Source organism: Janthinobacterium sp. BJB304 (assembly GCF_002735765.1).
GTDB lineage: Bacteria > Pseudomonadota > Gammaproteobacteria > Burkholderiales > Burkholderiaceae_D > Janthinobacterium.
The window spans coordinates 13,782-37,256 of sequence record NZ_PDZN01000028.1 but is presented as its reverse complement, the minus strand read 5'-3'; the positions used below and the strand labels follow the sequence as shown (position 1 = coordinate 37,256).

General features: G+C 63.7%; 27 protein-coding genes. 8 read left to right on the top strand and 19 right to left on the bottom strand.

Annotated elements, in window-relative coordinates:
- Window positions 1–47: 47 nt before the first annotated feature.
- The gene (flgA, locus tag CSQ95_RS25610; protein WP_227742151.1) at window positions 48–668 is read left to right on the top strand and encodes a flagellar basal body P-ring formation chaperone FlgA; all 621 of its coding nucleotides are present in this window, start codon (window positions 48–50) and stop codon (window positions 666–668) included.
- Window positions 669–675: 7 nt separating this feature from the next.
- On the opposite strand, the gene CSQ95_RS25605 is transcribed toward flgA, so the two are convergent.
- The 17 genes from CSQ95_RS25605 to CSQ95_RS25525 form a co-directional block, all read right to left on the bottom strand.
- Complete coding sequence (locus CSQ95_RS25605) at window positions 676–1,428, bottom strand: glycoside hydrolase family 73 protein (RefSeq protein WP_070219908.1); 753 nt, start codon at window positions 1,426–1,428, stop codon at window positions 676–678.
- Complete coding sequence (gene flgN, locus CSQ95_RS25600; protein ID WP_083287147.1) at window positions 1,415–1,855, bottom strand: flagellar export chaperone FlgN; 441 nt, start codon at window positions 1,853–1,855, stop codon at window positions 1,415–1,417. Before flgN ends, CSQ95_RS25605 begins: the two co-directional genes overlap by 14 nt.
- Window positions 1,852–2,142: a flagellar biosynthesis anti-sigma factor FlgM gene (flgM, locus tag CSQ95_RS25595; RefSeq protein ID WP_034757812.1), complete on the bottom strand. Its 291-nt coding sequence runs from the start codon at window positions 2,140–2,142 to the stop codon at window positions 1,852–1,854. The genes flgN and flgM overlap by 4 nt, the downstream gene beginning before the upstream one ends.
- A 16-nt stretch (window positions 2,143–2,158) precedes the next feature.
- Window positions 2,159–3,220 (bottom strand): flagellar motor protein MotB, encoded by a 1,062-nt coding sequence (locus CSQ95_RS25590; RefSeq protein WP_070219910.1) that lies wholly within the window; start codon window positions 3,218–3,220, stop codon window positions 2,159–2,161.
- Window positions 3,147–4,061 carry a flagellar motor stator protein MotA gene (gene motA / locus CSQ95_RS25585; RefSeq protein ID WP_034757817.1) on the bottom strand — a complete coding sequence of 305 codons (915 nt, stop codon included), beginning with the start codon at window positions 4,059–4,061 and terminating at the stop codon, window positions 3,147–3,149. The genes CSQ95_RS25590 and motA overlap by 74 nt, the downstream gene beginning before the upstream one ends.
- A gap of 56 nt (window positions 4,062–4,117) precedes the next feature.
- On the bottom strand, window positions 4,118–4,861 hold the full coding sequence (locus CSQ95_RS25580; RefSeq protein WP_086137678.1) for a FliA/WhiG family RNA polymerase sigma factor: 744 nt from the start codon (window positions 4,859–4,861) through the stop codon (window positions 4,118–4,120).
- Between the two features lie 33 nt (window positions 4,862–4,894).
- The gene (locus CSQ95_RS25575; RefSeq protein WP_306532808.1) at window positions 4,895–5,359 is read right to left on the bottom strand and encodes a flagellar basal body-associated FliL family protein; all 465 of its coding nucleotides are present in this window, start codon (window positions 5,357–5,359) and stop codon (window positions 4,895–4,897) included.
- An 11-nt stretch (window positions 5,360–5,370) separates the two neighbouring features.
- The gene (locus CSQ95_RS25570) at window positions 5,371–6,534 is read right to left on the bottom strand and encodes a flagellar hook-length control protein FliK (protein ID WP_099411533.1); all 1,164 of its coding nucleotides are present in this window, start codon (window positions 6,532–6,534) and stop codon (window positions 5,371–5,373) included.
- Window positions 6,531–6,848, bottom strand: coding sequence for a hypothetical protein (locus CSQ95_RS25565; RefSeq protein ID WP_099411532.1), 318 nt, complete (start codon window positions 6,846–6,848; stop codon window positions 6,531–6,533). The genes CSQ95_RS25570 and CSQ95_RS25565 overlap by 4 nt, the downstream gene beginning before the upstream one ends.
- Window positions 6,841–7,230, bottom strand: coding sequence for a flagellar export chaperone FliS (fliS, locus tag CSQ95_RS25560; RefSeq protein WP_070219791.1), 390 nt, complete (start codon window positions 7,228–7,230; stop codon window positions 6,841–6,843). The genes CSQ95_RS25565 and fliS overlap by 8 nt, the downstream gene beginning before the upstream one ends.
- Before the next feature lie 50 nt (window positions 7,231–7,280).
- Window positions 7,281–8,690: a flagellar filament capping protein FliD gene (gene fliD / locus CSQ95_RS25555; protein WP_099411531.1), complete on the bottom strand. Its 1,410-nt coding sequence runs from the start codon at window positions 8,688–8,690 to the stop codon at window positions 7,281–7,283.
- Between the two features lie 89 nt (window positions 8,691–8,779).
- On the bottom strand, window positions 8,780–9,217 hold the full coding sequence (locus CSQ95_RS25550; protein WP_077403163.1) for a flagellar export protein FliJ: 438 nt from the start codon (window positions 9,215–9,217) through the stop codon (window positions 8,780–8,782).
- 8 nt (window positions 9,218–9,225) lie between these two features.
- A complete protein-coding gene (fliI, locus tag CSQ95_RS25545) occupies window positions 9,226–10,536 on the bottom strand; it encodes a flagellar protein export ATPase FliI (RefSeq protein ID WP_070219797.1) in 1,311 nt (436 codons plus the stop codon).
- The gene (gene fliH / locus CSQ95_RS25540; RefSeq protein WP_070219799.1) at window positions 10,533–11,222 is read right to left on the bottom strand and encodes a flagellar assembly protein FliH; all 690 of its coding nucleotides are present in this window, start codon (window positions 11,220–11,222) and stop codon (window positions 10,533–10,535) included. Before fliH ends, fliI begins: the two co-directional genes overlap by 4 nt.
- Window positions 11,219–12,259: a flagellar motor switch protein FliG gene (locus CSQ95_RS25535; RefSeq protein WP_070289073.1), complete on the bottom strand. Its 1,041-nt coding sequence runs from the start codon at window positions 12,257–12,259 to the stop codon at window positions 11,219–11,221. The genes fliH and CSQ95_RS25535 overlap by 4 nt, the downstream gene beginning before the upstream one ends.
- Entirely contained in the window at window positions 12,237–13,958 is a 1,722-nt protein-coding gene (fliF, locus tag CSQ95_RS25530; RefSeq protein WP_099411530.1) for a flagellar basal-body MS-ring/collar protein FliF, read from the bottom strand. The genes CSQ95_RS25535 and fliF overlap by 23 nt, the downstream gene beginning before the upstream one ends.
- A gap of 60 nt (window positions 13,959–14,018) precedes the next feature.
- A complete protein-coding gene (locus CSQ95_RS25525) occupies window positions 14,019–14,357 on the bottom strand; it encodes a flagellar hook-basal body complex protein FliE (RefSeq protein ID WP_034787870.1) in 339 nt (112 codons plus the stop codon).
- Window positions 14,358–14,907: 550 nt separating this feature from the next.
- On the opposite strand from CSQ95_RS25525, the gene CSQ95_RS25515 reads away from it, so the two are divergent.
- Genes CSQ95_RS25515 through CSQ95_RS25485 form a run of 7 tightly spaced genes read left to right on the top strand, consistent with a single transcriptional unit; the run spans window position 14,908 to window position 21,249 of the window.
- Window positions 14,908–15,786, top strand: coding sequence for a FliM/FliN family flagellar motor switch protein (locus CSQ95_RS25515; RefSeq protein ID WP_180279164.1), 879 nt, complete (start codon window positions 14,908–14,910; stop codon window positions 15,784–15,786).
- Between the two features lies 1 nt (window position 15,787).
- Window positions 15,788–16,153, top strand: a complete 366-nt coding sequence (locus CSQ95_RS25510; protein ID WP_070220030.1) for a FliM/FliN family flagellar motor switch protein — start codon at window positions 15,788–15,790, stop codon at window positions 16,151–16,153.
- Window positions 16,150–16,920, top strand: a complete 771-nt coding sequence (fliP, locus tag CSQ95_RS25505) for a flagellar type III secretion system pore protein FliP (protein ID WP_070220032.1) — start codon at window positions 16,150–16,152, stop codon at window positions 16,918–16,920. Before CSQ95_RS25510 ends, fliP begins: the two co-directional genes overlap by 4 nt.
- A 3-nt stretch (window positions 16,921–16,923) precedes the next feature.
- Entirely contained in the window at window positions 16,924–17,196 is a 273-nt protein-coding gene (locus tag CSQ95_RS25500) for a flagellar biosynthetic protein FliQ (protein ID WP_034757874.1), read from the top strand.
- An 11-nt stretch (window positions 17,197–17,207) separates the two neighbouring features.
- On the top strand, window positions 17,208–18,005 hold the full coding sequence (locus CSQ95_RS25495; protein WP_070220034.1) for a flagellar biosynthetic protein FliR: 798 nt from the start codon (window positions 17,208–17,210) through the stop codon (window positions 18,003–18,005).
- Window positions 18,006–18,025: 20 nt separating this feature from the next.
- The gene (locus CSQ95_RS25490) at window positions 18,026–19,165 is read left to right on the top strand and encodes a flagellar biosynthesis protein FlhB (RefSeq protein ID WP_070289078.1); all 1,140 of its coding nucleotides are present in this window, start codon (window positions 18,026–18,028) and stop codon (window positions 19,163–19,165) included.
- A complete protein-coding gene (locus tag CSQ95_RS25485; protein WP_070220038.1) occupies window positions 19,162–21,249 on the top strand; it encodes a flagellar biosynthesis protein FlhA in 2,088 nt (695 codons plus the stop codon). The genes CSQ95_RS25490 and CSQ95_RS25485 overlap by 4 nt, the downstream gene beginning before the upstream one ends.
- Before the next feature lie 95 nt (window positions 21,250–21,344).
- Here CSQ95_RS25485 and CSQ95_RS25480 read toward each other — a convergent pair whose 3' ends face one another.
- Both CSQ95_RS25480 and CSQ95_RS25475 read right to left on the bottom strand, forming a co-directional pair.
- Entirely contained in the window at window positions 21,345–22,451 is a 1,107-nt protein-coding gene (locus tag CSQ95_RS25480) for a hypothetical protein (RefSeq protein WP_180279163.1), read from the bottom strand.
- Window positions 22,452–22,507: 56 nt separating this feature from the next.
- The gene (locus CSQ95_RS25475; RefSeq protein ID WP_099411528.1) at window positions 22,508–23,386 is read right to left on the bottom strand and encodes a flagellin; all 879 of its coding nucleotides are present in this window, start codon (window positions 23,384–23,386) and stop codon (window positions 22,508–22,510) included.
- Window positions 23,387–23,475 lie beyond the last annotated feature (89 nt).

Here is a 23,475-nt window from a genome sequence, read left to right as displayed (position 1 = left end):
GTAGTGCAGGTCGCGCAGAATTGCCAGCCGACAATATATTTTCACGTGTGGAACAGTTAGCTCGCGAGCAATTGACACAGCAGGCGGCCACGGCGGGACTGCTGGAACCCCAGTTTCAGGTGACCGTCGTGAAAAGCACGCGCCCCATGCCGGCGTGCGCCGCGCCCGTTGCGCTGGAAACGGCGGACAGCCGCTCGGCGCAGCGCATGCGCTTTGTCGCAGTGTGTCCTGGAAGCAACGGATGGCGTTACGAAATGCTGGCGCGCGGCAGCATCACGGCGCAAGTGGCCGTCACCAGCGCCCCCGTCACGGCCAATACGCCGTTGCAATCGGGTGACGTGGTGCTGGCGCGGCGCGACGTGACGATGGTGCCGGACAGTATTTCTGCCTTGCCTGGCGCGATTGGCCTGTCGAGCCGGCGCAGCTTGCGTGCCGGCGAAGTGCTGCGCCAGGGGCAGCTGGCCTCGCCCGTGCTGATCAAGCGGGGCAGTGCGGTCAACATCGTGGCGCGCAAGGAGCAGGTGGAAGTGAGCATGGCCGGCGAGGCGATGGATCCGGGCGCGCTTGGCGAGCTGATCCGCGTGCGCAACGCCACCAGCGGCACGGTGATACGCGCCAGGGTGGTCGATGCGGGCGTGGTGGAGCCGGCCGAACTTCCCGGCCGTTAAAGGGAACTTACTCGGCGGCGGCCGTGCGCTGCAGACGTGTCGCCAGCTGCGTCAGCTTGGCGGCATAGTTGGGGTCGGTGGCATAGCCGCCGCGCGCCAAACCCTGCGCGAAGGCGCCCGCGTCGGCGCCCGTGTTGAGGGCGGCGCGGTAGCGTGGATTGTCGAGCAATACTTGCGCATAGTCGCGGAAGGCGCTGGCCTGGTCCGGGTAGCTGCGGAAGCGCTCGGTTTTCTTCAGTGCCGTGCCGCTGCCGGCCTCGTATTCGGTCGTCAGGTTGCTGGCCACGTCGCCCTGCCATTTGCCGCCGGCCTTGATGCCGAACAGATTATTGGTGTCCGCGCCCGTGCCCTGGCGCAGCGGACGCTGGCCCCAGCCCGATTCCAGCGCCGCGTGGGCGGCGACGATTTCCGGCGCCACGCCCAGGCGCGCGCCCGTTTCTTCCGTCCATGGCTTGATCGAGGCGAGGAATTGCTGCTGCGTTTCGCCGATCTCGCCGCCCTGGCTGATGGCGCCCAGCACATTGACGGGCTGGCTTTGCTCCAGGTAGGCGCGTCCTTGCGGGCTCAGGTTGGTGGCGTTGCCGCCGCCCTGTTCGATGAAGCGGGCCACTTCGCCCTGTACTTGCCGGAACACGCTGCCAAAGCCGCCGCTGGAGGCCGTGGATTCGGTGGCGCGCATATTGCTCTGCACGGCATGGGTCGCCGCCGTCGATGGCGTCGCCGCCGTGGCGCGGGTGGTCAGGAAATCAGCCTGGCGCATACGTATCTTCCTCGCCATGCAGCACGCGCTGCATGATGCTGTACTGCTCTGTTAATAAATCGCTGTTGCGGGCATTCAGGCGCTTGCATTCGAGCACCATCTGCTCGAGCGCGGCCCAGTCGCGCTGGGCGGTCGCACGCGCGTCTTCTTGCAACAGCGCAAACAATTGGGGCATGTCGCCTTGCGGGCCCAGCAGGGCGGTGACGAGACTGACACGCTGGCGGCGGCGTGCGTCGAGTGGCTCGACGGCGGCGACGACCTGGTCGGCCAGCGCCGTCAGCCGGGTGCTCTGGTGGTGCAAGGTGGCCTGAAATTGCTCTTCCAATAAGGTTTGCAGCGCGGCATAGCCGGCGCGGTCGTCCGTCATGCCTTGCAGCACGCGGCGCACGGCTTCCTGGCGCGTGATGCCCTTGCGCGGCGCGGTCACGATTCGCCGCCGTGGAAACGCTGGATCAGGCCCGCCAGTTTCGATGGATCGAACGGCAACTCGCCCTTGGCCAGCGCATCGCGCAGCATGGCCACGCGTTCATGGTCGATCTCGGGCATGGCGCGCAGGGCGGCCATGGCCGGCTGCAGCACGGCCGATTGCAGTTCCGCCCCGGCCGACGAGCCGCCCATGGCGCCTGCGGCGCCCGCGTTCTCGGCGATCGCCTCGGCCGGCGCGACGGCGCTGCTGCGCACGGCAGCACCGGTGTTGCCGGAGGAGATTTTCATACGTTGTCCCTTGCCCTTAATTTGCATGCTCTTCCCGATCTTTCTTTGCGGGCAGGCCCAGTTTTTCGCGCAGGCGTTGCAGGGTGCCGGAGTCCGGTTCACCCACCTGCAGCTCGTCGCCTTGCGGCTTTTGTCCGGCCATGCCGAACATGGCGGCGATGCTGTCGGCCTGGCCACGCGTCAATATTAACAGTTCGATGCGGCGGTTGATGCCTGCGCTGGCATTTTTCACGTCCAGCGGCGCGCGGTCGGCCATGCCGACCACTTGCAGCACGCTGTCCGGACTCATGCTGCCGATCAGCAATTGCGCGCGCGCCGACATGGCGCGGTTGGCCGACAGGGTCCAGTTCGAGAAGCCTTCATAGCCGGTATTGGCGTATTGCATCGAGTCCGTATGGCCGACGATCAGCATCTGGTTCTCCATTTGCGCAAACACGGGCCCCATCTGGCGCAGCAGCTTGCGGAAACGGTCGGTCGGCACGGCGCTGCCGCGCACGAACATGCCTTGCTTGTCCGTATCGTGCAGCATGACGCGCAAGCCGTATGGCGTGATCACCGATTGCAGGTTGCTCTTCAGTCCCGCTTCGTCGCTGAGCTTGTCGAGCGCGCGCGACAGGGACAGCAAGTCTTCCGGCGACTGGTAGCTGACCTTGGTCTGGTTTTGCGGCGCGGCGCCAGCCTTGCCGTCCTGCGTCTGCTTGCCTTCCGTGCGCGTGTCTCCCGTGCCCTTGCGGGGCATGGGGAAGCGCTCGATCAGGCTGCCGCGCGGGCCGCCTTTCTGTTCCGGCATGACGCCCTGGCCTTCGCCCTGGCGGCTGCCTGCCGACGCGTCCATCATGATTTCCTTCATCGCCTGCTGCTCGCGCGCGGCCATCAGCCACAGCACGAGAAACAGCGACAGCAGGGCCAGGCAAAAGTCGGCGAACGCTACTTTCCAGGCGCCGCCATGGCCATCGTCGTCATGCTTGCGGCCGGCACGCTTGATGATGGCCTGTTCATGTTTCTCATGCGGCTTTAGCACGGCGGCCTCCCCGGCCTTGGCCTTGCTCTTGTTCGGCGCCGCCATCTTCCAGCGCATTGATCCAGCTTTCCAGCTGGGCGAAGCTCGGTTTGATGTTCAGCTGCACCAGGCGGCGGCCCGCATCGATGGCCAGCAGCGGCGGCTTGCCCGCCACGTGCGTGACCAGCACGACCTTCACGCATTCCATGGTCGAGCCTTCCTCGCCCACCAGCTGTTTCATCATGTTGCACATCGGATCGAGCACGCCGTAGCAAAAGAAGATGCCGATGAAGGTACCGACCATGGCGGCGCCCACTTTTTCCGAAATTTCCGCCGCGTCCGCGCCGTCGGCCACGGAATTCATGGCCATCACGATGCCGAGCACGGCCGCCAGGATACCGAAGCCGGGCATGGCTTCGGCGATCTTGTGCAGGGACTTCGACGGCTGCAGCAATTCGTCGTGGATGGCTTCGAGTTCCTGCTCCAGCACGCCTTCGAGTTCATGCGCGTTGATCTTGCCCATCGCCATCAAACGGAAGTTGTCGACGATAAAGGCCAGCAGCTTCGGCTCTTCCAGCACCAGCGGATAGCGCTGGAACAGGGCGCTTTCGCGCGGCGCCTCGACGTGGGCGTCCAGCGCCTTCAGGCCGCCGGCGGCCGTTTGCAGCAGTTCATACATCAGCAGCAGCAACTGGCGCTGGAATTCCGAGCCTTGCTTCTTGTGCGTGACGATCTTGCGCATCTGGTGCAGCATTTCACCGAGTACATGCTTCGGGTTGCCCAGCACCAGGGCGCCGACGGCGGCGCCGATGATGATGATCAACTCGACCGGTTGCCAGATCGCGTGGACGGTGCCGCCCATCAGGGCGAAGCCTCCGAATACACACCCCATCACGATTAAGATACCGATAATTACCATGTCAACTGCCTTTCTGCGTCATTGTGCTGCGTCAATTTGATGGATAGTGCTGAAACTTATGCGTCTTGCAGCATGGCTTTCATCTTGCCCAGCGCCGTCTTGTTGAGCTGGCAGACGCGGGCGTCGCTCAGGTCCAGTACGGCGGCTATTTCCTTGTAGCTCAGTTCGAATTCGTAATACATCTGGATCACGCGCTGCTCGCGTTCGTCGAGTGCGCGCAGCGCTTGCTCCAGGCTGCGCCGCACCATCAATTGCTCTTCCGGGCTCGGTGCGCTGTCGGCCTGTCCCAGGCTTTCCTGCAGCACTTCATCGAAACTGGCGATCAGCTCGGCGTTTTCCGCCAACTGGTATTCCTGGAAAGCTTCCGGCGTCAGCTTCAGCGCGGCCATGATTTCCGCGTCCAGCGGCTCGCGTCCGAGGCGGCGGGTCAGGGCGCGCACGCTGTCGCGCAGACGGTGGCTTTCCTGGCGCACGGCGCGCGGGCGCCAGTCCTGGCGTCGCAGTTCATCGAGGATGGCGCCACGGATGCGCAGGCTGGCATAGCTGCCGAAAGACTGGTCCGGCACGCCGTAGCGGCGCAAGGCTTCGAGCAGGCCCATCAGGCCGATCTGTTCCATGTCGTCGCGATCGATGGCGCCCGACACCTGCGAATTGAGCTGGCGCACGATGCGTTTCACCAAAGGGGAGTACGCCACCAGATGTTGTTGCTCTTCAGCAATACTGAGCACGGCCGCGCAAGCGCTGGCGGCGGCATATTCGCCGGCGCCATACGCTTCCTGGTATTGCTCTACATAGGCCAAGGGATCTCCCACTAGGTCGGCTGGCGTGTTGGCTTATTCAATGATCAGCTTGCCGACCATGACTTCGGTGAACGGTTTTTCCATCTGTTCACGCTCGTAGCTGACATTGAAGGCTTTGTTGATCTGCTCGGCATATTGTTCCACGGTCATGGTCTGCGCCTTGTCCAGCGGAAAACTCGACAGGGTGCTGACGGCGATCGAGCGCATCAGCGGCAAGTGATCCTTGGTCAGCTTTTCCTTTTCCTCGGTGGTGGCGATCACCAGGTCGGCCGACAGATAATGCGTTTCGCCTTCGCCGGGGCCGCGGCGCAACATCACGATGACTTTGTCCAGCGTGAGGAACTTGCGCGCCTTCTTGCCCGTGGCGGGCGGTGGCGGGGCTTTCGCTTCGGCGACATCGGTATGGCCGGCGACCGGCTTGGCCAAATACCAGATGGCGCCGCCAGCGGCGCCAGCGGCCAGCACGGCCACGCCGACAAAGCCGGCTATCAGTTTCATTTTCATATTCATCAGGCGGTCTCTCGCTCGTGGCTGGCGTATGTGGTAGCGGCGGTGTTGCCGTCGGACAGGGCGCGTCCCGGCTCGGCGTCGTCCTGCTGGCGGCCCGGCTGACGCTGGCCGCGCGCATCGCCTTCGGCGAACGCTTGGGCAGCGGGGCTGCGCGGGGTGGCGCTGATATTGACGGCCACGTCGGTGTACTGGCGCTGCGCCAGGTCGCTGCGCATGTTCTCGCCGATGCCTTGCAACTGGCGCAACACTTCCGAATTCGACGCCGTGACGTTCACCTGCAGCGCGCCGGCGGTATGGCGGATGGAAATTTCAATGCGTCCCAGCATGGGCGGCTCGAGGCGGATCGTCGCGTGTTCGCTGTTGCGGCCGATCTGCGTCTGCAGGCGTTCGCCCAGCGCTTCGCGCAGCGGTTCCTGCCATTGCTGGGCTGGGCCGTTGAGCTTGATGGTGTCGCCGGCCGGGGCCGCTGTGGCCGTATTGCCGACCGCGCCCGTCAGGCCCAGGTTGGGCGTGGCCGGTGCCGGGGTCGCAGCGCCACGTTCGCCTTCGCGCGCGGCAACGGCAGGCGCGGCAACGGCGGTTGCCGGAGCGCTTTGCTGCAGCAGCGATTCGAACGGCTGTGCCGGCGCGCCGCCCTTGGCGGCCGTCGCCGGGTTGGCGGCGGCCAGCGGTTCGCGCGTGTCGCGGCCTGGCGCTGGCGCCGCTGCCGGCGCGTTCAGGGTGACCGCCGACGGATGCAGGCTGATGTTGAGTGCCGGATTGGCTTGCGCCGCATTCGCCTGCACCTGCGTCTGTGCTTGTGTCTGTACTTGCGCCTGGGCGGCGGCACGCGCCTCGGCTGCGGCCGCGTCCGTTGGCGGCAGCATGGTCACCGGCAAGCCGATAACGGGGGCGGCCATGGCCGGCAGGCTGCTGTCGGCCTGGCTGTCGCTGTCGCTCTCCTTCGCGGGAGCGGGCGTGTCGGCGTCGGCCGTTTCCACGCCCGTCACGTCAAGCACCTGCGCAAACAGGGGCAGGGCGGAGGGCACGGTGCCAGTAGCGGCATAGCCTGGTGTGCCGGGCAAGGCGGCGGCCTGTGACGGCGCTGCCGCCGGTGCTGGTGCAGCTGCCGCAGGGCTCGCCGGTGCCGGAGCGGCCGGCGCCGTGTTGAAGTTCATGATCATGCTTGATTCCCGTCCGAGTCGTATTCGCCGAGCGCGGCGTAGGCGACCCAACCTTCCTTATTTGCCTGTAATGCACCCAGGTGTTGACCCAGGCGTTCTTTTTCCTCAGAGCAAATTTTAACCGCTTGCGCGTGATTTTTGCGCAATTGCAACAATTCTGTTTGTTCCAGCGCATTCCATGCGCCCCGTTCTGCCAGCAGGGGGATGTTTTTCGCCAGGCTGGCGGACAGTTTTCCCATTGCTTCCCAATCCGCTTGCGCGATGGCGGCGCCCAATTGCCGGTTCAGCTGTTGCAGGATGCCGCGCCTAGGCATTGTTGGCCTGGACGCCCACCCAGCCGCGCTTGATGGTGGTCATCAGGGTCGTCACTTCGTCGATCAGGGTCGGGTCGAGCTTGATGCCGGCCGTGTACAGGCGCGCCACGCAATAGTCGTACAGGCGGGCCAGGTTGACGACCACTTCGCCGCCATTGTCGAAATCGAGCGAGCTCGACAGACCGTTGATGATTTGCGTGCATTTATCCAGGCTGATGGCCTTTTGCTCGTAGCGCTTGCCTACGATATGCCCGCGCGCGCGCGCCAGTTCTTCCAGCAGGCCGTCCGTCAGCACCAGTACCAGCTCGACCGGTGTGGCGCGGGCGGTCTGGGCATCCAGGTTGACGGCATGGTAGTTGCCGTAAGCTTCATTGTTCAACATTATTGTCTTCTCGCTATGTTAACTGTGGCGGCGCAACGGGCGCATCCGCCTTAGGATTTATTGTTGCTAAACATGGCATCGAACATATCGGACGTCTTGCTCATTTGCTCCTGCAGTACTTGCAGGCGCGTAAATTGATCGAGGAAACGTTTGTATGCGGTGTCATATTGGGCCGTGAGGCGCTCGCCGCTCTTCACCAGACTTTTCTGCAACTTTTCCGTGGCGGCCTGGCGTTGGGTGATCTGGCCTTTGGTGATATTGCTCCACTGGCCGAGTACCTTGTCCAAGCTACCGAGCACGCCTGCAGGGGCGGACAGGCTGTTGTTGCCAAAAAGCTTGTCCAGGCCTGTCGGGTTGTCGGCCAGCTTGGCCGTAAGTTTGGCGGCGTTGAGGCTGATTGTGCCGTCGCGCTGGGCCGTAATGCCGTAGGACACCAGCGATACGCCGTTCACGTTCAGGCGCAGGGCGTCGCCCATGCTGCTGCGCAGGGCGTTCAGGCCTGAATCATGGGCGAAGATGCCCGCAGCAATATCCTTTTCCGGGTTGCCGGGACTGGCCAGTCCATCCATCAGGCTTTTCAGCTTGTTGTAGGCATCGACGAATGCCTGCACGTTCGCGGCGGTGCCGGCACTATCTGTGGCGACAGTCAAGGTCACGGGCGCTTCGGCGGCGCTCATAGCACGGGTGAACGTGACTTTCACATCTTGCACGTTGGTGAAGGTATTCGATGCCTGCGTGATGGCCGTGCCGCCGGGTTTGCCGCCCAGCCAGACGATGGCGTCGTCCGCCTTGACGACTTCCTTGATGTTGGCCGGAGCGATCAGAGCGCCTTTCAGCGCGACATTCGCGACACCACTGGCATCGAGCGTGGCGGCGTTGGCGATGCCCGTTGCATTCGACGTCAGCACCAGTTGCGCCTGGTTGTCGATGGTCACGATGGACGCCGTTACGCGCGAATTGTTCTTGCTGTTGCCATTGATGGCGGCAGCGATTTCCTGTGGTGTCAGCGTGCCGTTGCCATCCTTGTCGGCAGCGGCCAGATCGATATCGAGCGTGTTGTCTCCCACACCGTCGCCAATTTTCACTTTCAGCGTACCCGTGCCATCGGCGGTATTGACGCTGCTCAGGCCACCATACGACATCTGGCTGGCCGTGGCCAGTTTTTCAACAAAAAAGGAATAGGTGCCCGGCGTCGCATTGATGCCGGCCGTGGCAGAGCCGTAGCCCGCGGCCGGGAAGGTGGCGGACTGGCTCAGCACCGATTTGCTGCTGGTCATGCTCGACATGGCGCTCTGGAAGGCCGAGATGGCCGATTTCAGGTTGCCCAGCGCCGTGCTGGTATTACTGGCCAGCGTGTTCTGCGCTTGCAGGGCTGCCTTCTGCGCAGCGATAGCTTTGGTCGCCAGTTTTTCGGCCGTTGGGATCGGATCGTATTGCGGTGCAGTAATTACGCTTGCCATGCCAGACTCCTGAATAAAGGGATATACCGGTACAAGGCGACCCCCATTCCCGTTTTGTGAAGTTTTCCTGAAAGAAACTTACACCAACCTCATTTTACCTGTCCGCGGAACCAGAATTGCGTCGCCAGCTCGTCTTGCCGCTTGGCATCGACACGTTGTTGCTCATTTGCAACATATTTTTGTTTTTGCGTCAGCACCTGGTCCAGCACTTCGCGCTTGGCCCAGGCCGTATTGAGCGCGCGTTGCGAGACGGCCATGTTGGCCTCGTGCAAATGCAGGTCGGTACGGTGCTGGTCGGCCATCTGCATGACGGCTTGCTTGAAGTTGCCGCAGTTGACGGACAGGGCCAGGGGCAGGGCGCCGCTGGGGCCGCTATCCGTGTACAGACCCGTCAGGCGCTCCAGGTTTTTCTGGTAGCGCTCGCGCACGGCCGTCTGCGCCGCCATTTCGCCTTGCAGGCGTTCCACTTCGGTGCTGCGCAGGCCGACCAGGGTGGTCAGGTTGCGGATGGTATGCGCGTCGCTCACGTATGCTCCTAGGCCATGATCTGTTCAAGTTGTTCGATGCACGGCCCCATCGGCGCCTCTTCCTTGGTGCCCTGGCACAGGAAGGCTTCGATGGGCGCGTGCAACTGCACGGCGCGGTCGGTGATCGGGTCGGCGCCGGGCACGTAGGCGCCCAGCGGGATCAGGTCGCGCACGCGCGCATGGCGCGCCATCGATGCTTTCAGCGCGCGCGCCGCCTGCATGTGGGGGGGCGTGATCACCTGCGCCATGCAGCGGCTGATCGAGGCGGCGATATCGATGGCGGGGTAGTGGCCCCGCTCGGCCAGTTCGCGCGTGAGCACGATGTGGCCGTCGAGAATCGCGCGCGCCGTATCGACCACGGGGTCCTGCTGGTCGTCGCCTTCGGCCAGCACCGTGTAGATGGCGCTCATGCTGCCTTCCGGGTGGGCGCCGTTGCCGGCGCTTTCCACCAGTTGCGGCAGGTTCGAAAACACGGACGGCGGGTAGCCGCGCGTGGCCGGCGGTTCGCCCAGGGCCAGCGCCACTTCGCGCAAGGCCATCGCATAGCGCGTGAGCGAGTCGACCAGCAGCAGCACGTGCTTGCCCTGGTCGCGGTAATGGGCGGCGATCGAATGGCACAGCTCGGTGGCCATGATGCGCATCAAGGGCGATTCGTCGGCCGGCGCGATCACCAGCACGGCCTTTTTCAAGCCTTCGGCGCCGAGCGACTTTTCCACAAATTCGCGCACTTCGCGGCCCCGCTCGCCGATCAGGCCGACGACGACGACATCGGCCACGGTCTGGCGCGTGATCAGGCCCAGCAGCACGCTCTTGCCCACGCCGGAGCCGGCCATCAGGCCCACGCGCTGGCCCTTGCCCAGGGTCAGCATGCTGTTAATCGCCCGCACGCCCACGTCCAGCGGTTCGACCACCGGTTGTTTCTTCAGGGGATTGATCTTCGGCGGCGTCACTTCCAGGATGTGTTCGCCGCCGAGGCGGCCCAGGTCGTCGATCGGCTCGCCCAGGCCATTGACCATGCGGCCCAGCCACGACGGGCCGATCTGCAGGCTGGCCTTGTCGGGCAGGGGCAGGACTCTGGCACCCGTGGTCAGGCCCGTCGCCTTCTTGAACGGCATTAAATACGACAGTTTTTCGCGGAAGCCGACGACTTGCGCATCGAGCCATTCGCCATTGACTGTTTCAATTTGACAACGCTGGCCCGTGTGCAGGCGGCAGCCGGCGCTTTCCAGCAGCAGGCCGGAGGCGCCGACCAGGCGGCCGGTGGGTGTCGCGACCGGGATGTCGCCGATCTCGAAGCTGCGCAGCGTGTCGGCGATCATGCAGGCGCGCCGTGGTCTGCGTGTTCGGCGGCCAGCGCCAGGTGGCTGCTGACCTGCTCCATGCAGGCCGACAGGCGCTGATGGCAGCCCGCATCGACTTCATTGTCGCCGGCCTTGATGCGGCATTCGCCCGCGTCGAGGCGCGCGTCGGCGATCAGGTTCCAGCGCTTGGCGCGCTTCGGATCGAGTTCGCTGATGCGTTTGAGTTCTTCCGGATTGAGGAAGACGTCGATTTCCTCGCGCGTGGGCGGCATCGAGGCCAGGGTCTCGTCGACCAGGGCCAGCAATTGCACCGGCTGCAGCGCCAGTTCCGCGCGGATCACCTGGCGCGCCACCTTGGCCACCAGGTCGACCACTTCCTTGCGCTGCGCTTCGCGGTAATCGGCGCGCACTTTCTTCAGGTCGCGCAAGATGGCGTCGACGGGGCGCGCCAGGCGATCCAGCGCCACCAGCGTTTCATTGCGGCCTTCTTCGCGGCCCTGCGCCATGCCGTCGCTGCGCCCGGCGTCGTAGCCATCCTGCTGGCCTTGCACCAGGCCCACTTCGTAGCCGTCGCGCTGGCCCTGCTCGAAACCTTCCGAGACGGACGCCTGCCACTGGCCATCCGTGTCCTCGTTGGAGGCACGCTGGCCGGCGGCGATGAATTGCGACAGCGGCGGGAAACGATACGAGCGGAAGTGTTTCATTCGATCACCGCTTCGGCAAACAGTTGCACTTCGATCTCGCCCGCATCGGCGAGCCCCTTGACGGTGGCCATGATTTCCTGGCGCGTCTGTTCGATGCGCGACAGGGGCACGGGGCCGGAGCGGCGCATCATGTCTTCGAAACTCTGCGCCTGGCGGCGCGGCATGGTTTTCAGCACGGCGTCGCGGATCGACGGTTCCGCGCCCTTCAGTGCAATCGCCCACTGTTCCATCGGCACGTCTTCCAGGATGCGCGTGAGCGTGACATCGCTCTGCGTGGCCAGGATCAGGAAGTCGTACATGCTCAGTTCGATTTCCGATACGACGTCCGGGTCGTGCGCGCGCAGCAGTTCGACCAGCGCGGCGCGGTTGCCCGGCATGCGGTTGAGAATCTCGGCCGCCTGGCGGATGCCTTCGACGCTGGTGCTTTGCGTGTCGAGCGCGCCCAGGCAGCGGCCCACCAGTTCGTCGAGCTCGACCAGCAGGTCGCGGTCGATCTCGTCCAGGCGCGCCAGGTTCAGCAAGACCAGGTCGCGGCCTTCGGCGGGCAGGGCGTCGAGGATCTGGCCGGCCAGCGCGGGCGGCAGGAAGGCCAGGAACACGGCTTGCATCTGCACGTGCTCGTTGACGATGTATTCGGCCAGCCATTTTGGCGAGGCCCATTGCAGGCGCGCCATTTTGGGACGGATGGCGTCGCCGTAAATGTTGTTGAGCACGCTATTTGCGATATCGCTGCCCAGCGCCATGTCCAGCGAGCGCTTCAGGTAGCTGCGCGAGGCGCCGTGCACGCCGCTTTGCTGGCGGTAGTCGTCGAAGAAGGTCTGCATGGCCGTTTTCACGGATTCGACCTTGATGCCGCTCATGCGCGACATCACTTGCGTGACTTCCAGCAATTCTTCGCGCGACAGGCAGCGCAGCACATTGGCGGCCTGTTCTTCGCCGATGCTCAGCAGCACGATGGCGGCCTGTTCCACTGGGTTCAGGCTGGCGCTTTCGTATTCGGCGCCGTCGGAGGGATTACTGTTGTTGAGTTCGGCCATTTTTCTGCATCCATTGTTTGACGACTTCGGCGACACGCTCGGGTTCTTTTTCCGCCAGCACTTTCAGGTGGTCGACCATCACGTCGACCGCCGAGCCTGGTGGCGGCAAGTCATAATTTTCCAGCAGCGGCACGACCGGCATGGCGTTGCCGGCGGCGGCCTCGCCCTCGAGCGCCAGCGGGCTGCCATTCACGCCCAAGGCCGGCGCGCTGGCGGCGGTCACGCCATTGGCGCCGGCGGCGGCGTTGCTGCCGCCCAGCGCCAGGGCCGGATCGAGCTGTTTCAGTGCCGGCGGCGCCAGGCGCGTGGTCAGCAGGCGCAGCAGCGGGCGCAGGATCAGGAAGTAGCCGAGCACGGCGCCCAGGGCGTACAGCAGCCAGCTGCTGAAATCGACGACGGTGTCGCGCTCTTCCCACCACTGCGCCACGGGCGGCTTGGCAGGGAAGGCCAGCGCCGTCAGGCTCAGGCTGTCGCCGCGCTGGGCGTTGATGCCCAGGCCGCTGTTGAGCATTTTTTCGATATTGCCCAGTTCTGCTGGTGTCCAGCCCGTTTTCGGGTTCGGTGCGGCGGCGCTGTTGAGGACGACGGCGACGCTGAGTTTTTCCAGGCGGCCACGGCTGCGCTTGATCTGCGTGATGCTGCGGTCATACGCGTACTGGCGTGTGGTGGCGTTCTTGCGGGCCGTGCCGTCGTCGGACGGCTTCGGCGCGGCGCCGGCGGCGTCGGCCGGTGCCGGCACGGCGGCCGCTGGCGGACGGTTCGACAGGCTGCCGGGAATGCCGGCCACGGTGCGGTTGCGTTCCTGCTCTTCGCGCATCGCTTCGCTCGTCACTTTCGGCGCTTCGCCGTATTTTTCCAGCGTTTCGTCCACGCGGTCGTTGTTCACGGCGGCCGTCACGCTGAGCTTGAAGTTGTCTTCGCCGATGACGGGACCGAGCAAGCCCGTGACGTTGCGGCGGATTTCATCCTGAAAGCGTTTCGCGCCTTCATTGCCGGCGGCCGATGCATCGAAACCGTCCGTCAGGTCGACGTGCGAGGACAGCAGGTTGCCGCCCTGGTCGACCAGGCTCACGCGCGTGGGCGCCAGGCTGGCGACGCTGCCGGCCACCATGTTAATGACGGCGGCGATCTGTTCCGGCGCCAGGGTGCGGCCCGGTTTCAGCGCCACGACGATGGAAGCCGACGATTTGTCGCCGTCGCTGGCGACGAACGACGTCGACTTGGCAATCGACAGATGGACGCGCGCCGAAGCGATCGCGTCCATCGTCATGATGCTTTGCGCCAGCTCGCCTTCCAGGCCGCGGCGGAAGCGCACGTCCTGCACGAATTGCGATACGCCCAGCGGGTCATTCTTGTCCATCAGTTCCAGGCCGGCCGGCAGCTGCGCCGTCACGCCCTTCGAGGCGAGCAGCATGCGTACCTTGCCCAGCATGGCGTCGGGCACCAGCACCTGGCCGCTGTCCGGATGCAAACGGTAGGGGATGTGCTCGGCGTCCAGGGTGGCCATCATGTCCGTCACGGCCACTTTTTCGCGCGCGCCAAACACCGGCTTGTAGTTGGCCTGGTCGCGCCAGGCATACATGGTCACCATGGCGGTGATGCCGATGGCCAGCACGACGATGGGAACCAGGTTTTTCAGCAGGGCGGGCGGGATGGCGGGCTGGGCGCCAGGGCGCCAGCGCGCAAATGCGGACTTCATGGTGGTAATCACTTGGGGTAACTTTCGCTGGGAGGCTGGGCGTGGATCAGGACGTGAAGATTACAGAGGCAGTTTGATGAGTTCGTCGACCGCGCCCATGACCTTGTTGCGCACTTGCATCAACATGGAAAAGGACAGGCTCGCTTCCTGGCTGGCCAGCATGGCGCCGACCATGTCGTCGCTCTTGCCGCTGTCGACGTCGCTCATTTTTTGTGCAGCCATGCGGTCGTCGCCGTTGACCTTGCCGATGGCGTCTTTCATGCTTTGCGCAAACGAGAAGCCGGATTGTTCCGGTGCGCCGAACTGGGCGGCCGGCGCGATGCTGGCGCCCAGGGCGCGCGCGTCATTGCTCAGTGCTGCCAGATCGGCCTTGATCAGACCTGCGAGTTCGTTGCTCATCTTGCCCTCTACTTTCAATATGCGGTGACGTATCAATCAGAAATTACTGGTGTTGCCATTCCGGCAGGCATTACATCCAATGCCATCTTGCCCGGCCCAATTGACAGGGCCCATCAGTTTTATCAGTTGCCACACCATCCGCTCAAGCAGATTCAACAAACCCGGCAGAACCGCGCCGAATGATTTACATGGCCATGACAACTAATAATTATCTGATAAAAGTTTCTTCTGGTGGCAATAAGAGGGGCTGGAAACTGCCATAAAAACCGGAATCAGGTAAGCGGAATGGCGCACTGCAAATCACTTTTTTCTCGCTATAAGCTTACCTCGAGGCAACTATAAAGTAAAGAGAGGATTGCCTCAAGGAATATTGATACATGGCAATATTTTGCTTTTTCATGTATTGTTCAGCACCGTAGTCATCCAGCATGCGATACGATGCGCAATCGTTTGCTCGCCGGCCGGTTGGCAAGGCCAAGATGATGCTGTATTTAATTTCGGGCGATCCGTATAATTTGTTCTGCCACCGCAATACCGACATGACCACTACATGACAATCATTACCAAGACAGATCAAACTGCGCGCCATCAAGTCCTCGATTCCTGTCTGCTTGGACGTCCTGTCCATTTGCTGCATGTATTCGGCGCCCAGCTGCGCGACGACCTGGCCGTGGCCCTGCGCCAGCCGATGAGCCGGCGCTACTGGGGCAATTTCCAGATCGATGCCGTGACCTTGTCGCGCGTGGAGAGCGAGGACAGCGCGAATCGCTGGCTGAGTTTTTCCACGCCGGCCGGTCAGCCGGGCTTTGCGCTCGAACGGCAGATCCTCTTGAGCGTGCTGAACTATCGCTACGGTAGTGCCGGCGCCAAGGGCGCGCTGCCCGATCCGGCGCAAGTGCGCGTGACGGCCACGGAAGAGCGCCTCGCTGTGGTGCTGGGACAACAGTTGGTGAACAGTTTGTTCACGCGCATCCACAAGAATCTGCAAACCCTGGGCAAGAGCAGCGACATCGACACCAGTGCCGAGGTAGCCGTGCAGTCCGGCGTGCACCCGGCGCGCGGCAGCTGGATCGTCACCGTGTCGCTCAGCGACGTCGAAGCGGGGCAGAGCGGCCAGTTCTGGTTCTCGCTGGACAAGCGCCTGATGGCCGATGTGTTGCGCGGCCTGCTGCCCGAACGCGCGCAAGCGAAGAAAGCCTTGCGCGGCAGCGTGCGCCCGCTCGCTTCGCGCCTGCAAGTGACCCTGGAAGGCCGGCTCGTCAGCAAGCAGATGCAGCTGGGCGCCTTGTTCGACCTGCGCGTGGGCGACGTGATTCCCGTCAGTCTGAGCCGTACTGACGTCATGCTGGACGACTCCCGTTTATTTACAGCGGCTGTTTCCGAACACAAGGGCAAGCTCTGTTTAACCTCATTTGAAGATGTCGAATAATATGAATATGACCGATACCAACCAGAGCGAAACCCTGCTGGAAGACCTGGGCGATGACATGATCATCGACCAGGGCGACGTTGCCGACGTGGCCAGCACCCGCGCGCGCCGCGACATTCCGCAGATGATGCGCAAGATTCCCGTCACCCTGACCCTGGAAGTGGGCTCGGCCCGCATTTCGCTGGAAGAGTTGATGGCCATCGGCCCGGAAAGCGTGATCGAACTCGACATGCTGGCCGGCGAACCGCTGGTGATCAAGGTCAATGGCACGCCGATCGGCCGTGCCGAAGTGGTGGTGGCCGGCGAGAACTATGGCCTGAAAGTCATCGACCTCGACGGCCTCAATCTCGACCTGATGACAGCATGAAGCTGGCGGTACCCGGCTTGAGCCGGCGCCGCGGCGCGCTGGCTGCCGCGCTGGCTGTCCCTGTTCTGATGCTGTGCTGCAGCGCCGCCGGCGCGCAGGACCTGCTCGCCGGCGTGGTGCCGGGCGCGAAGACCGACTTGTCGGTGAAGATGCAGATCCTCGTCGTCATGACCCTGCTCGGGCTACTGCCCGTGATGGTCATGATGATGACCAGCTTTACCCGCTTTGTCATCGTGCTGTCCCTGCTGCGCCAGGCCCTGGGCCTGCAGCAGGGCTTGCCCAACCGTATCGTCACCGGCATCGCCCTGATTCTCACCTTGCTGGTCATGCGTCCCATCGGCGACCAGGTATGGAAGGACGCGTTCGTGCCTTACGACCGCGACCAGATCGGCATGCAGGAAGCGCTGAAGATCGCCGAAGTGCCGATTTCGCGCTTCATGCTGGCGCAGACGAGCAAGGCCGCGCTGGCGCAGATTGCGCACCTGGCCGGCGAACCGTCGACCATGCGCCCGCAAGACCACAGTTTCACGGTCAAGCTGGCCGCGTTCGTGTTGTCCGAACTCAAGACAGCGTTCCAGATCGGCTGCATGCTGTTCATTCCCTTCCTCATCATCGACCTGGTGGTGGCGTCCGTGCTGATGGCCATGGGCATGATGATGCTCTCGCCGCTCGTCATCTCGCTGCCGTTCAAGCTGCTGCTGTTCGTGCTGGTCGACGGCTGGACGCTGACCGTCAACACCTTAGTTACCAGCATACAGGGCTATTGACCGATGTTTACCCCTGAAGTCGCCGTCGACCTGATCATCGAAGCGCTGCATGTCGTCATGCTGCTGGTGGTGATTCTGGTCGTGCCGGGTTTGCTCATGGGCTTGCTGGTCGCGCTGGTGCAGGCGGCCACCTCGATCAATGAACAGACCATGAGTTTCCTGCCGCGCCTGCTGGTCACCCTGCTGGCCCTGATCCTGGCTGGACGCTGGATGGCCGGTTACCTGATGGATTATTGCGTGTCCATTTTTCAGCGCGCCGCCACCCTGGTCGGATAGCGCCGCGCGCCATGGATCAGATTTTCAATCAGGTGCTGCCGTTTCTGCTGGCCGTGTGGTGGCCGTTCTGCCGCATCCTGGCCATGCTCAGCGCTTCGCCCGTGATCGGCGACGCCATGGTGCCCGTCCCCGTGCGGGTGCTGCTGTCGCTGGTGCTGGCGATCCTGATGCTGCCCGTCATGCAGGCCTCGGGCGTGTCGCAGGACTTGTTGAAGATCGATCCGTTTTCCCTGCACGCCCTCGTCGCCACCCTGGAGCAGGCCATCATCGGCTTCGTCCTGGGCCTGGCTTTCCACTTCGCCATGTCCGTCATGTCGGTGCTCGGTTACCTCGTGTCGAGCCAGGTGGGTTTTTCCATGGCCGTCATGAACGATCCGCTCAACGGCACCTCGTCGGACGTGATCACGGGGATGCTCACCATCATGTGCATGATCGTGTTTTTCGCCATCGACGGCCACCTCGTGCTGACGGGCGTGATCGGCGCCAGTTTCAAGGCCTGGCCCGTGGGGCAGGGCTACGGGCCGCTGCTGCTGCAGACGGTGGCGTATAACGTGGCGTGGATCTTCGCCGCCGCCATGCTGCTGGCCTTGCCCATCGTCTTTTCCACCATGGTGGTGCAACTGGGCTTTGGCTTCCTGAACCGCGTGGCGCCGTCGCTGAACCTGTTTTCGCTGGGCTTTTCCATGATCACCATGTTCGGCCTGCTGATGCTGGGACAGATCGTGCGCTTTATTCCGGAGCACTACATCGCCATGACGAACCGCGTGCTCGACATGATCGCCGAACAGATGCGGGTGGCCCATGGATAGCGCGCGGAAAGGTGTGACGCATGGCGGATAGCAGCACGGGCGATAAGACAGAAAAGGCTTCAGCACAGAAGCTGAAGAAATCGCGCCAGGAAGGGCAGGTGGTGCGTTCGCGCGACCTGTCGACGGCGCTGGGCATTCTGATCAGCATGAAGGTCTTCATTTACCTGCTGCCCGGCTATCTGGTGAGCTTTCGCGAGCTGTTCGCCATGGCCTTCATGCCGCTCGACAGCAAGGGCGCGCTGGACAATGCCATGTCGATGGCGTTTACCACGTCCGTGGGTTTGCTGATCAAGATGATCGTGCCGCTGTTCTGCGTGCCCTTGTTTGTTGTGCTCGGCTCATTGGTCCCTGGCGGCTGGGTCATCAGCACGAAGAACTGGATGCCGAAGATGGAGCGCCTGAGCCCGGCCAAGAACCTGGGCCGCCTGGTGTCGCCCAAGCATGGCTTTGAATTCGGCTTGTCGATCGCCAAGGCCGCCGTGCTGGGCATGGTGCTCGTGCACGTGAGCCGCTCCAGCCTGACGCAGTACGTGGACTTGCAACACCGGCCCCTGCAGCAAGCCATGCTCGACGGCTCGGCGCTGATGCTCGACGGCCTGATGGCGCTCATTTCCGTCTTCGTGCTGTTTGCCATCATCGACGTGCCGGCGCAGGCGTTTTTCTTTGCCCGCAACCAGCGCATGAGCAAGCAGGATGTCAAGGAAGAACATAAAAGCAGCGAAGGGCGGCCCGAAGTGCGCCAGCGCATCCGCCAGCTGCAGCAGCAGATCGGCCGGCGCAGCGTGCGCAAGACCGTGCCCGACGCCGACGTGGTGATCGTCAACCCCGAGCATTACGCCGTCGCGCTCAAGTATGACCAGGACCGCGCCGAGGCGCCGTTTGTCGTTGCCAAGGGCGTCGACGAGATGGCGCTGTATATCCGGCAAGTGGCGAAGGAACACAACATCGAAACGCTGGAGTTGCCGCCGCTGGCGCGCGCCATCTACAACACCAGCCAGGTGCAGCAGCAGATTCCCGTGCAGCTGTACCAGGCCGTGTCGCAGGTGCTCAACTACATCCTGCAGCTGAAAGCATTCCGTACTGGGCAGCGCGCCGCCCAGCCCCCATTTCCCACCGAGGTGGTCGTGCCATCTCATTTGAGCGAGGTAGTACCTTCATGAATTTCCTGAACCGGTTGGTTGCCGAAATGCGCCGCCACAAGTTCGCCACGCCGCTGTTCCTGCTGGTGATCCTGGCGATGATCATCTTGCCGCTGCCGCCCGTGCTGCTCGATATCTTGTTCACTTTCAATATCGTGCTGGCACTGATCGTCATCCTCGTCAGCGTGTCGGCCAAGCGGCCGCTCGACTTCTCCGTCTTCCCGACGGTGATTCTGGCCACCACCATGCTCAGGCTGACCCTGAACGTGGCGTCCACGCGCGTGGTGCTGCTGCACGGCCATACGGGCGCGGATGCGGCCGGTAAGGTGATCGAGGCGTTTGGTAACGTGGTCATCGGCGGTAACTTCGTCGTCGGTATCGTCGTCTTCGTGATTTTGATGATCATCAACTTCGCCGTCGTTACCAAGGGCGCCGAGCGCATCTCGGAAGTGTCCGCGCGCTTTACCCTCGATGCCTTGCCGGGCAAGCAGATGGCGATCGACGCTGACCTGAACGCCGGCCTGATCAATCAGGAAAAAGCCCAGATCCGCCGCAAGGACGTGGCCGCCGAAGCCGACTTCTATGGCGCCATGGATGGCGCATCGAAGTTCGTGCGCGGCGATGCCGTCGCCAGTATCTTGATTTTGATCATCAATATGGTCGGCGGCGTGGCCATCGGCTCGCTGATGCACGACCTGTCGTTCGGCGACGCTTTCCGCCAGTACGCACTGCTGACCATCGGCGATGGCCTGGTGGCGCAGATTCCGGCGCTGCTGCTGTCGGCCGCGGCCGCCATCCTGGTGACCCGCATCAGCGATTCGGGCGATTTCGAGCAGCAAGTGGCGGGCCAGGTGCTGACCTCGCCAACGGTGATCTACAGCGCGGCCGGCATGATGGTGGCGCTGGCCCTGATTCCTGGCATGCCGTGGTTCATGTTCATGACCTTTGCCGCCGTGCTGGCCTTTGTTGCCTGGCGCCTGACCAAGCGCGTGAAGGGGCCCGACGCGGCCGGCATGGCGGCCATCGAGGCGGCCTTGCGCGACGACAAGCCTGCCGAACTGGAGTGGCAGCAACTGCCCGCCGTGCAGCCGCTGATGGTGATGCTCGGCTATAAGCTGGTCGGCATGGTGGATAAAACGCAAGGCGAACCGTTGACCAAGCGCGTCAAGGGCGTGCGCCAGAGCCTGTCCGAAGCGATGGGCTTGCTGCTGCCGAATATCGGCGTGCGCGACGATCTGGCCCTGAAACCGTCGCAGTACGCGATCGTGCTGTCGGGCACCGTGGTGGCGCAGGCGGAAGTGCAGGCCGACCGGCTGATGGCGATCCCGTCGCCGAACGTGTATGGCCAGCTGGACGGCATTCCCGGCATCGAACCGGCCTACGGCATGCCCGTCACGTGGATCGAGCCGAGCGAAAAGGCGCATGCGCTGGGCCTCGGCTACCAGGTCATCGAGGCGCCCAGCGTGATCGCCACGCACTTGTCGAAAATGGTGCGCGAATACCTGCCGGAACTGTTCCGCCACGAAGACGTGTCGAACCTGATGGAGCGCCTGACGGCCCTGTCGCCGAAGCTGGCCGGCGCGCTGGACAAGGCGCTGACGCACACGCAGATGCTGCGCGTGTTCCGTGTCTTGTTGGCGGAAAATGTGTCCCTGAAGGATATCGTGCCCATCGCCACCACCTTGCTCGACAGTTCGGAAACGACCAAGGACCCGATCTTGCTGGCGGCCGAGGTGCGTTGCGCGCTGCGGCGCCAGATCGTCAGCGGCCTGTTCGGCCAGAAGATGGAAATGCAGGCGTTTAATCTGGGTGGCGAACTGGAAAACATGCTGCTCGGTTCCTTGAACCAGGCGCGCCAGTCGGGCAAGGTGACCTTGGATAATTATCCGATCGACCCGCACCTGTTGTCGCAGTTGCAAGTGAACATGCCGGTGGCGCGCGAGCAGATGAAGCAGCAAGCCACGCCGCCGCTGCTGCTGGTGCTGCCGCAGATCCGTCCGCTGCTGGCCCGCTACGCGCGCCTGTTCGCGCCGGGCCTGCATGTGCTGTCGTACAATGAAATCCCGGAAAACCGCGAAGTGAGCATCATCGGCACGGTGGGCTAGTACGGTGAATTGAAAGAAAAACGGCGCCGCGGGCGCCGTTTTTTTATGTTGCTTTAATCCTGTTGCATCAATCCTGTTGCATCAATCCTGCTGCATCAATCCTGCTCGTCGATGGGCGGCAGCAGGTCGTGCTCCTGGCCGTCGGCCAGCAGCAGCACGGTGCCGCCCTGCGCCGCGTCTTCCGCGTCGCCATAGTCGTAGCCGAGCGGCGCCGCCACTTCCTTCGCGACAAAGATGGCCTCCTCTTCGGCTTCGGCTTCGGCCGCAGCCGCCGCGGGCGCATCGGGATCGGCCGCCGCTTCCGCTTCCGGCTGCGTCAGCAGCAGGGCCACTTCGGCCATGGCGCGGAACAGGGGCAGCGACAGCGAGGCGGCGCCCGCCTGCATCGGGTAATTGCCGTGCATGCGCTGTGCATGCAGCTGGCGATTCAGGCGGCAGCGCACCAGGCGCAGGCCCGCGCGCCGCACGGCGTCGGCGATCTCGGGCAGGGCCAGGCGCAGATGGCGCAGCGCGGCTTCCTCGTCGGCGGCCAGTTCCAGCAGCACGCCGTCGCCGGACGGCTCCATCTGGATCACCACCCGGCCGATGCCGATGATGATCAGCTCGACGCGCAGCGCCACCTTGCCGCGCCGCCTCGGCGTTGCCTCGTCGTCTACGTCGCTGGCCAGCACGCGCAGCAGCAGGCGCTGGCCGCCCCAGCCATACACGGCAAAGCGCCACGCTTCGCTGTCGACCGTCAGTGGCGGACGGGCGCCTTCGCGCAGCAGGGCCGGTTGCTGCTCGGCCATGAAGAGGTTGCCCGGCACGTGCTGGCCGCGCGCCTGTTCCTGCAGGGCCGCATATTGTTCGCCATAGGTCCTGACCATCACGCGCCACGAGGCGGCCAGCTGCGCCGCGTCGGGCGGCTGCCAGACGAGCTGGCGCGTGAAGAACAGCTGATTGACCTGCATGGCGCTGCTGTCGCGCGGCAAGGCGCCGCCCGTGCCGTCGGCATTGGGCTTGATGAGGGACGCCAGGCTGTCCTGGCCCTGCTTCTGCAGCTGGGCGGGCAGGGTGCCGGCGTCGGGTGCGGGCGCCATGTAGGGGCCGATCGGCACCAGCGGCTGCACCACGCCCGGCACCATCGGCGTCGCGGGGCTGACGTCGAAGCGCTGGGTAATCAGGGGCACCGGATTGCCCGATGAAATGCGGTCTATCGCCATGCCACTATGTCCAGATGAAAGTCTATAAGAGCCGGTGAGTCAGGCGGTATCAGCCATCATGGCTGCAACAGGGACAGTATCATTTTCTGCATGCTCTGGCTTTGCTTGAGCATCGCCGTGCTAGCCTGTAGCAACATTTGTGCCGACACCATGTTGGCGCTTTCCGCCGCGTAGTCGACATCCATGATACGGCCAATGGCAGCCTTGGTATTGGTGACCATGTTGGCCAGGTTGTTGTGCACGTGGTCGAGGCGGTTGCCCGCCGCGCCCAGGGCCGAGCGCACGCCGCCGACCTGGTCGAGCGCCGCCGCCAGCTGGTCGATCATGTTGTTGGCGCTGCCATTCGTGCCGATTTCGCTGCCGGCCGTGCCGCTGGCGGCAAAGTTGGCCGAAATGGCTTTCAGTATTGTGTCCAGGCTGACCATCTTGCCTGACACGTCGAACTGCATGGTTTCGTTGCTGCTGGCGCCGATCTGGAAGGCCATCGCCTCCGACAAGGTGCCCTTGCCGGCACTGCCGTTGCCCAGCAACAGGCCGCCGCCGTAGGAGGTGTTGGTCATGACGTTGTACAGCTCGAGCCCCAGCGCATCGTATTCGGACTGCATGGCGTCGCGGTCGGTCTGGTTGGACGAAGCGTCGGCCGCCTGCGTGGCCAGGTCTTTCATGCGCACCAGCATGTCGGTGACTTCGCCAAACGCGCCTTCGGCCGTCTGCAGCATCGAGGTGCTGTTCTGCGTGTTGCGCATGGCCACCGTCATGCCGCTGACCTGGGCACTGAGGCGCGTGGCGATCTGCAAGCCGGCGGCGTCGTCCATGGCCGAGTTGATGCGAAAGCCGGTGGACAGGCGCTGCATCGACGTCGCCAGCCGGCTTTGCGCACTGGCTGCGGCGCTTTGGGCGTACATTGCGGCGATATTGGTGTGAATGCTCAGCACAAGGCGGCTCCGGTGGGCGGTGAGGGTGAATCGGGTCTACCTTGTATAGGCGACTGCGCCGCCCGTATTGTTAAATCGAAAGGCAATAT